The following is a 9332-nucleotide window of genomic DNA, read 5'->3' as shown; positions in this document are numbered from 1 at the left end:
AGCACGCCGCCAGCGTTCGTCCTGAGCCAGGATCAAACTCTCCAAACAATGCTTGAAAAGTAATCCCCAGCAGACACCCCCCGGCTAAGGAAGGATGCCGTCAAAGGAATCCGTCACCGACACCGAAATGCCGCTATGACGGGGTCATGCATGATTCATGCACTGGCTTTTAGCACACTGTTGAGTTCTCAAGAAACGGACGCGACCACCATCACCCGAAACCCTTTAACAGGTCCCGCACTCCGGGGCGTTTCACCGTTTGTTTTTCTTTTGTCCTGCTGGTCTTAATTCTTCCCGACCGGCTCTTCCGTGTCAAATCCGCCCCACCGGGACCCAATTTGACCCGAAACCCGCCAACCGACAGGAATTCGACCACCCCGTTTCCGGGGCAACCCCTCTAACTTACCCGAACCCCCAGCCCGACGCAAAACCACCGAACCAAGAAGATCGAAAAGCACGAGAAGCCACCGGCAACAAGCCCGCACACGCAAGACAACCACCGAAGTGATCGAAGAGAAGTGCGCCGAACCGCGCCGACACCAGAAGATTACCAGGGTCCGGCACCGCCATGACCCGATTGGAGAACAACGCCGCCTCAGTGCGGGCTATTCCCGTGAGGCCGTCCCGGCTCCAGGCGTCTGGCCGTCGGACACACCAGCCCGTGTCCGGTGTTCCCGCAGGTCACGGACCGAAGCCCGCTCAGTCTCCGGTACGCGGCAAAACGGGAGGGCGAGCGGGGACAACCAGATCCGTCTCTCAGGCATCTACTTAGCGCCGCGGCGATCAGCCGGCACGGCGCAGACGATCGGGGAGGAACGACGTGAGGGACGACAGCCGCGCATGGCCGGCGTCCCCGCGCTCCGCGACGGCTCCATATGGCCGTCGTTGTCCCACGCAACCGAACGTCAAGCCGCTCGCAATCGCCCCGCGCTACGAAGACGATGCGGAAGTCCCCTTACGGCGCCAACCCGGCCGCCCGGACTTCCGTCGCTGGAGGTGGCCATCATCATGCGGTCGGAGTTCGACGACATCCGCGCCCACATCACCGCCGAGCCGCCGCGGCCGAGCGAGTTGCTCGAGCTCGCGCACTCACTGCTCGACGACCTGGAGCAGCTGCGAACCCGCGAGGCGATCCTGCGCTCGCACTACCTCGCTCTGCTGACCGCCGCTCGCGCCACCATGGCCGCGGACGCCGCCGGGCACCCGGCACCGCTCACCTTCCTGCAACACGAGCTGGCCGAGCACGGGCAGCTTCCCGACGGTGAGCAGGCGCAGCGGATCCTGTCGGACGCCGTGGCCGCGCAGTCCATGCTGGCCCACCTCGACGAGCCCGCGGGACCCCGGCGGACCCGTGTCGCCCGCGCCCCCCTGTGCGGCGGAGTCAGCCGCAGTCTGCGGGGCTGAGCGGCTCAGCCCGCGGGGATGAGCTCGTGCACGAAGACGACGTTGGGGTAGGCCGGGTTGTCGGTGTACCCCTGGACGTTACCGAGGTAGGCCCGCTGGTAGTTGGACACCCACGGCACCGCCACCACGGCCTCCTCATCGATGAGCCTCTTCTGGAGTTCGACGTACGCCCTCTCCGCGGTGGGACGGTCGTTCGTCAGCAGTGACGGCAGCCGATCGATCTTCGAGTCGACGTCCTTGTCCTTGAGGTAGGTGAGGTTGAAGGACACCGGCTCCGCGCTGTGGAAGACGTTGAGGAACCACGAGTACGCGTCGGCGTAGTCGGGCCACCAGTACATGACGAGGATGTCCTGACGCTTGGCCAGGTCGGCGGACTTGCCCTGGTCCCACTGCTGGGTCCACTGCATCGCCTTCGCGTCGAGCTGCACGTTCAGCTCGGCGAGCGCGCTCCTGAGCTTGCGTACGAGTAGTTCCTCGTCGTCGTCCCCCTGCGCGTACGTCAGTGTCAGGCGCAGGGGCCTGCCGCCCGGACCGTACCCCGCCTCGTTCAGCAGCGCGGTGGCTCCGGTCAGGTCCTGCTTCGGGGTGAGACCGGTCTCGTGCCCGAGCAGGCCCTCGGGCACGAGACCGGAGGCGGGCGCCCCGGCTCCCTTGAGCGCGGTGATCAGGCCGTCGTAGTCGATGGCCTTCTGCACCGCCTTGCGCAGCCGTACGTCCGCCAGCGGGCCCGAGGCGGTGTTGAACAGCACGAGCATGTTCTGGAAGGACGGCACCTGGAGGGTGCGCACGCCCGCGGTCATGCGGGCCCGCCGGAACAGCGCGGGGTTCAGCCGTTGCACGAAGCTCGCCTCGCCGCGCAGCAGCAGCTGGTAGGCCCTGTCGAGGTTGGGCGTCACGCGGAACTCGATGTTCCGGTAGTGCGGGCCCTCCCATCCGCCCCAGTAGCGGTCGAAGGCGCGCAGCACCAGTTCCTTCTCACGGCCCTTCTTCCAGCTCGCCACCGTGTACGGTCCCGAGCCCGCGTCCCGGCCGGCCTGGAACCACTTCTTGAGGTCGCCCGTGCCCGCCGCCTTAGTGTCGTAGATGTACGCGGCGTAGTCGGCGGAGGCGATCAGGTCGAGCGGTGCGGCGTACTTGAGGCGGAACTCCACGGTGAGCGGATCCTTGACCGTGATCTGCTGGACCGAGTCCCAGACGTAGGCCGCGCCGGCGCCCATCCGCTTGGTGCGCTCGATGGACGCCTTGACGGCGGAGCCGTCCACCGGCCGTCCAGTGTGGAAGACCATGCCGGAACGCAGGGTGAACGTCCAGACCTTGCCGTCGGACGAGGCCTGCCAGCGCTCGGCCAGGCGTGGCGCGGCTCTGCGCGTCCGGGGGTTGTACATCGTCAGCGAGTCGTAGATGTTCTGCATCGACATGATCTCGTTGGAATACGAGCTCGCGGGGTCCCAGTCGGTGACGATGTTGAGATTCGACAGGTAGACGAAGGTGGAGTCCTTCGCCGAGGGAAGGTTCGCGGCCGACGTCGACGGAACCTCACCCCCGCCGCAGCCCGCGAGGGCCAGCACGGCCATCACTCCCAGCACGAGTAAACGGCGCATGCGTGCGGGTCCTTTCCGTGTCTACCATGATCGACGCTACTGCAAGATCACGATCAGACACGATATTTCCGGCTAATCGATCACAGGCCCCTCATGCGACCCACCTCGCTGCTACTCTCTATTCCTGTCGCAAAAAGGTTTTATGTGAGGCTTGTCCCTCACTGGGCGAGGTGCCATGAGTCCGCGCAGGCGTGACCGGCCGATCAGGTCCCGGCTCATCGGCCTGCTGCTCGTACCGCTCTTCTCGCTGATCGCCCTGTGGGCGGTCACCGCGGGCGTCGCGATCGGCGACAGCCTGAGCCTGCGCACCTACAACACGCTGTGGTCCACGCTCCGGCGGCCCGCCGACTCCCTCATCGTCGACATGCAGGCCGAACGCCTGACCACGGCCCGATACCTCGCCTCGCAGCGGACGGACGACCGCGACATCATGGTCCTGCAGCGCCAGCGGACCGACAGGACCAGAGACAAGCTCCGCACGCTGGCCCTTTCCGCCGACTCCCGCTCGGCCACCACTCCGGCCATGCGTACGCAGGTCGACGAGATGCTGGCGGGACTCGGCCGGATCGACGAGATCCGGGCGGAGATCGACGAGGGGCTCTCCGAGCGCCTGCGTGCCATCGAGACCTACAACCTGGTCAGCGACTCGATCTACCGCATGCACTACAGCCTGGCGCTGATCGACGACATCCCGATCTACCAGCAGTCCCGCGTGGTGATCTCGCTCGGGTACGCCAAGGAGTTGCTGACCCGGGAGCAGGCGCTGGAGGCCGCCGCCGGCGCGTCCGGCCTCACCGACGAGGAACGCAAGCTGTTCACCCAGCTCGTGGGCAACCGCCGGTTCCTCATCGACCAGGCGCTGCCCGAGCTGGACGCCGGCCTGCGGCAGCTCCACGTCAACCTGATCACCACTCCGCTCTACCAGCGCCTGCGGCTGCAGGAAGAGCAGATCATCGAGGCCCCCAGGCTCTCGGCCCGTACGCAGCGGGTGTGGCAGTCGACCTCCGACGACCTGGCGGAGTCGTTCCAGAAGGCGCAGACCGAGGCGGCGGCGCTGCTCGCCGAGCGCGCGGCGCCGATCGCCGACTCGATCCTGCGCCGGGCCGTGCTGGTCGGGGGCTTCGGTCTCCTCGCGGTCGTCGCCTCGATCCTGATCTCACTGCGCGTCGGCGGACGCCTGGCCCGCGAGCTGGCCGACCTGCGGGAGGCCGCGCTCGACCTCGCGAACAAGCGGCTGCCGGGCGTGCTGGTCAAGCTCAAGAGGGGCGACGACGTCGACCTGGCCACCGAGGCGCCCCCGCTGCAGACCGAGGGCGGAACCGCCGAGATCCAGGACGTGGGCCGCGCCTTCTCGACCGTGCAGGAGACCGCGGTGGAGGCCGCCATCGGGCAGGCCCGCCTGCAGCGGGGGGTCAGCCAGGTCTTCCTCAACCTGGCGCGGCGCAGCCAGACGCTGCTGCACCGGCAGCGGACCCAGTTGCACGGCATGCAGCGCCACGCGACCGACCCGGACATGCTGGAGGAGCTGTTCCGGCTCGACCACCTCACGACCCGCATGCGCCGCCACGCCGAGGGCCTGATCATCCTGTCGGGCAACGCCCCCGGCCGTGCCTGGCGCAAGCCCATCCCGATGTACGACGTCGTACGCGGGGCCGCGGCCGAGGTGGAGGACTACGCGCGGGTGAACGTGCTGCCGATGGAGGACCACGGGCTCGACGGCGCCGCGGTGGCCGACGTCATCCACCTCATCGCCGAACTGATCGAGAACGCCACGGTCTTCTCGCCGCCGCACACCACGGTGTCGGTGCGCGGCGAGATCGTCGGCATGGGGTTCGCGGTCGAGATCGAGGACCGCGGGCTCGGTATGACCAACGAGCGGCTCGCCGAGCTGAACGAGCGTCTGGCCAACCCGCCGGAGTTCGACCTCGCGGACACCGACCGCATGGGGCTGTTCGTCGTCGCGCGCCTGGCCACACGGCGGGACATCCGCGTGACCCTGCGGCCCTCGCCCTACGGAGGAACGACCGCCATCGTGCTGATCCCATCCGTGCTCATGGTTGGCCCAAAGGATCCCGATCTCGCCCGTCTCGCCGCGGGAGAGGTCACCCCGGAGGACATCATCCTCGCCTCGCTGCAACGGGGACCGCAGGAGAACGAGAACACCGGCGAGGAGGACCGAAAGTGACGGAACGCATGCACGACCAGTGGTTGGACGAGGAGGCCGGGCCGGTCGTGCCGGCCTACGCGCTGACCCGCGGACGCGTGCGGCCATCCAGCCAGGACATCGACCTCGTCGCCATCGTCACCGCGACCGGTGGGCCCACGCCGGTGAGCCTCGGTCCCGAGCAGTGGATGATCCTCAGCCTGTGCGCCCGCCCGGCGTCGCTGGCGGACATCGCCGCGGCGATCGACCTGCCGCTCGGCGTCGTACGGGTGCTGGTGGGCGACCTCCACGAGCAGGGTCTCCTGCAGGTGCGCCCACCGGCCAACGTCGCGCGCTTCCCCACCCCCGGCATCCTGACCGAGGTGATCAGCGGCCTTCGCGCGCTGTGACCCTCCTTCGCCTACCGGCGACGGATCACAGCGCGTGCGGGTAGTGCCGTGCGGCGTGCTCGGGCGTGATGTAGCCCTCCCGCAGGTCGGCGCGCACGGCCTCGGGGTCGCGCTCGGCGGCCGGGCCGTACCCGCCTCCCGAGCCGGTGCGCAGGTGCACGACCGCGCCCTTGGGCAGGAAGATCCGCGTCTTCAGCGAGAAGTCCTCGGCGTGCCCGTCGGGATACTCCACCGTGAGCCGGTTGGGCCGTCCGGACAGGCCGCCCTCCAGTCCCCAGGGCTCCAGCGCGGTCCGGGCCAGGCCCGCGGTGAGGTACTGGTCCTCCAGGATGCGGAAGGACAGGTCGAGCCCCAGGCCGCCGCGGTGGCGGCCGGGGCCGCCGGAGTCCTCGGCCAGGGCGAGCCGCTCGATCCTCCAGGGGTTGCGCGCCTCCCACACCTCCGCGGGAGTGAAGCGGGTGGCCGACTCCGAGATGTACATGAGCGCGCTCGCGCCGTCGGCCGACGGTGAGGCGCCCTGGCCCACGGGATGCGGCGCGCCGTCCGCCCACGGCTCTCCGGTCGCCTCGCGGTTGCCCCACCACACCAGGGCGTTGATGTCCCCGCCGCTGGCGGCCGGCACCGATTCCGGCACGGCCTCGGCCAGCGCCCTGATGATCAGCTCGATGGCGTGGTCGGAGGGGATGCCGTACATGAAACAGGGCGCGGGCCGTACCGGGTGGAACAGCGAACCGAGCCGGGTGACCAGCTCCAGCGGGCGGAAGTGGCCCTCGTTGGGCTGCTCGCCGGCTCCGGCGAGGAAGGCCACCGCGATCCGGACGGCCGCCACGGTGGACGGCAGCGGGCAGTTGACAGGCCCGCCGACCTGGTCGGGGCAGCCGGTCAGGTCGACGGTCACCGACGACCCGTCCACGACGACCCGGACGCCGAACGGGATCGGCGTGCCGTTCACGCCGTCGGAGTCGATGACGCTGGAGGCCTCGTAGACGCCGTCGGGCAGGCGCTCGAACCAGCCGCGCACCAGCGCCTCACCGTGGGCGTACATGCGGGCGACGCAGCGGCGGAAGGTGTCCAGGCCGTGCCGACGCACCAGCGCGCCGAGGGCCTCCGCCCCGGTCCGCGCCCCGGCCACCATCGCGTTGATGTCCCCGATGACCATCTCCGGCATCCGGCTGTTGGCCAGGATCATCCGGTAGACGTCGCTGACCAGCCGCCCGGCGTCGTACAGCTTGACCCCGGGGAAGATCGTGCCCTCCTGGTGGACGTCGACCGTGTCCGTGCAGTAGGGGTCCTTGCCGCCGATGTCGAGCCAGTGGGCCTTGATCACCGAGTACGCGACCAGCGTGTCGTCGTGGAAGATCGGCACCACCATCGCCGCGTCCTGGGGGTGGGAGCCGGTGCCGTACGGATCGTTGTAGAGGATGACGTCGCCGGGGCTGAGGGTGGCGGGGCCGCCGACGCCCTCGACGGCCTCCCGCACGCAGAAGCCGAGGGTGCCCATGAACGCCGGCAGCGTCGGGGCCTGCGCCAGCATGCACATGTCGGCGTCGTAGAAGGCGACGGCGAAGTCCAGCGCCTCGTAGATGATCGGTGAGAACGCGGTGCGGATCAGCGACTGCTTCATCTGGTCGGCGGCCGCGTTGAGGCCCTGCCGGATGATCTCAGTGGTGACGGGGTCGGCGCCGTCGCCCAGCCCGGGGTGGACCTCCGCGTATCGGGTGCGGACGATGGTCATGCGCGGTCCTTCCGTGTGATCATGAGACAGCCGCTCTCGTGCGCGTCCACCGCGAATCCGGCGTCCACGTAGGTGGTCGCGGTCGGCTCCACCACCAGCAGCGGGCCCTCGGTCACGCCGTCCAGGTCCTCCCGCCGCACGACCGGGGCCTGGGTCCAGGCGCCCCGGCGGAACGACCACAGCCGCGTCGTCCCCCGCCCGCCCAAACCGGACGGCGGGGCCGGCACCATCGGGCGGTCCGCGTCGAGGACCACCCTGGCGGTCGCCCGTACGGTGACGATCTCAAGGGGGTCGGGCAGGGTGTGGCCGAAGGCCCGGTGGTAGGCCTCGGAGAACCGGGCGGACACGGCCGCCAGGTCGTCCTCCCCGAGCCGCACCGGGATGGTCAGCGTGTGCTCCTGCCCCCGGTGGCGCAGGTCGAGGTCCACCTCGCGTACGGCCCCCGGCTGCGCGAGCCGTTCGAACAGCGTCCGCGTCACCTGGTCGACCAGTGGCAGCGCCTCGTCGTCCAGAGGACGCACCATCGTGCGGGCGGCCGACCGCACGATGTCGGCCTGCACCAGGCCGACGGCGGAGAAGTTGCCCGCGTTGGGCGGCACGACCACGGTGTCCACGTCGAGCTCGTCGGCGAGCAGGCAGCCGAACACCGGCCCGGCGCCGCCGAAGGCGACCACGGCCGTGCCGCGCGGGTCCACGCCCCGCTCCACCGTCACGCCGCGCACGGCCTGGGCCATGTGCGCGGCGGCGATCCTGACCACGCCCACCGCGACCGCGTCCACGCCGTCGATGCCGGTCGGGCCCGCGAGCGGCGCCAGCGCGCGGGACGCCGCGTCCTCGGACAGTTCGATGCCGCCGGAGATGTGGCCGCGGGGGATCATGCCGAGGTGCAGGGCGGCGTCGGTCACCGTGGGCTCGGTCCCGCCGCGCTGGTAGCAGGCGGGCCCGGGGTCGGCGCCCGCGCTGCGCGGGCCGACGCGCAGCAGGCCGCCCGCGTCGGCGTACGCCACGGAGCCGCCGCCCGCGCCCACCGACCGCACGTCCACCCAGGGACTCTGCAGCGGCAGGCCGACGACCTCGCCCTGGTAGAGCAGCGGCAGCCGCCCGTCCTCGATGAGCGCGGTGTCGAAGCTGGTGCCGCCGACGTCGGCGGCGACGGCCGTGCCGATGCCGAGGGAGGGGCCGAGCGAGGCGGCCAGGCGGGCGGTGGCGGCGGCCCCGGCCACCGGGCCGGACAGGATCGTCTCGAACGGCCGGGCCGCGGCCTCGGCCAGCGCCAGCGCGCCACCGCCGGACCGGGTCACGAGCAGCTCGCCGGCGAAACCCCTCGCCCGCAGCTCGCGGTCGAGGTTGTGCAGGTAGGGGCCCATGCGGTGGCGGACGAAGGCGTCCACGACCGTGGTGCAGGTGCGCTCGTACTCCCGGTACTCCCCCGAGACCTCGTGCGACAGCGAGACCGGCCCGGCGAACCCGGCCTGCCTGAGCAGCTCGGCCGCCCGTGCCTCGTGTGCGGGGTTGGCGTAGGAGTTGACGAGCACGATCGCGACGGCGTCCACGCCCTCGGCCGCGAACGCCTCGGCGGCCCGCCGCACGTCCTCCGGCTCCAGGGCACATGCGACCGAGCCGTCTGCGGCCACCCGCTCGGTCACCTCCAGGCGCAGCCGCCGGGGCACGAGCGGTGGCGGCGGGGTCCAGAACAGGTCGTAGGGGTCGTCGCGGTCGCCCCGGCGGATCTCCAGCACGTCGCGGAACCCGGCCGTGGTGATCAGGCCGACGGTCGCGCCCCGCCTTTCGAGCAGCGCGTTCAGCCCCACCGTGGTGCCGTGCACGAAGTGGCGGCAGCGGGCGAGCAGATCCGCCGGCACCGCCGCGTCGACCGCGGCGAGGACCCCGCGTTCCGGCGCGGACGGCGTGGTGGGCTGTTTGGCGACCCTGATCTCGCCGGTCGCGGCGTCGTGCAGGACGAGGTCGGTGAAGGTCCCACCGACGTCCACTCCGATGACCGTTGTCATGCCTGGCAACGTAGATGCGACCGCGCACCG

Annotated in this window: 6 protein-coding genes; 3 read left to right on the top strand and 3 right to left on the bottom strand. The window is 70.4% G+C overall.

Going from position 1 to position 9332, the window contains the following annotated elements:
* Positions 1 to 1008: 1008 nt before the first annotated feature.
* The gene (locus tag FLX07_RS15215) at positions 1009 to 1404 is read left to right on the top strand and encodes a hypothetical protein (RefSeq protein WP_223853179.1); all 396 of its coding nucleotides are present in this window, start codon (positions 1009 to 1011) and stop codon (positions 1402 to 1404) included.
* 5 nt (positions 1405 to 1409) lie between these two features.
* Here the strand turns inward: FLX07_RS15215 and FLX07_RS15210 are convergent, their stop codons facing one another.
* A complete protein-coding gene (locus tag FLX07_RS15210) occupies positions 1410 to 3005 on the bottom strand; it encodes an ABC transporter substrate-binding protein (RefSeq protein WP_142571415.1) in 1596 nt (531 codons plus the stop codon).
* Positions 3006 to 3180: 175 nt separating this feature from the next.
* Between FLX07_RS15210 and FLX07_RS15205 the strand changes: the two genes are divergently transcribed.
* The gene (locus FLX07_RS15205; RefSeq protein WP_142571414.1) at positions 3181 to 5190 is read left to right on the top strand and encodes a sensor histidine kinase; all 2010 of its coding nucleotides are present in this window, start codon (positions 3181 to 3183) and stop codon (positions 5188 to 5190) included.
* On the top strand, positions 5187 to 5558 hold the full coding sequence (locus FLX07_RS15200) for a DUF742 domain-containing protein (protein ID WP_229689741.1): 372 nt from the start codon (positions 5187 to 5189) through the stop codon (positions 5556 to 5558). The genes FLX07_RS15205 and FLX07_RS15200 overlap by 4 nt, the downstream gene beginning before the upstream one ends.
* A 25-nt stretch (positions 5559 to 5583) precedes the next feature.
* Here the strand turns inward: FLX07_RS15200 and FLX07_RS15195 are convergent, their stop codons facing one another.
* Positions 5584 to 7293 carry a hydantoinase B/oxoprolinase family protein gene (locus FLX07_RS15195; RefSeq protein WP_142571413.1) on the bottom strand — a complete coding sequence of 570 codons (1710 nt, stop codon included), beginning with the start codon at positions 7291 to 7293 and terminating at the stop codon, positions 5584 to 5586.
* A complete protein-coding gene (locus FLX07_RS15190) occupies positions 7290 to 9302 on the bottom strand; it encodes a hydantoinase/oxoprolinase family protein (RefSeq protein WP_142571412.1) in 2013 nt (670 codons plus the stop codon). Before FLX07_RS15190 ends, FLX07_RS15195 begins: the two co-directional genes overlap by 4 nt.
* Positions 9303 to 9332: the final 30 nt, after the last annotated feature.

The sequence above is a fragment of the Microbispora bryophytorum genome (genome assembly GCF_006874465.1).
Taxonomy (GTDB): domain Bacteria; phylum Actinomycetota; class Actinomycetes; order Streptosporangiales; family Streptosporangiaceae; genus Microbispora; species Microbispora bryophytorum.
This window is presented reverse-complemented; position numbering and strand designations above follow the sequence as displayed.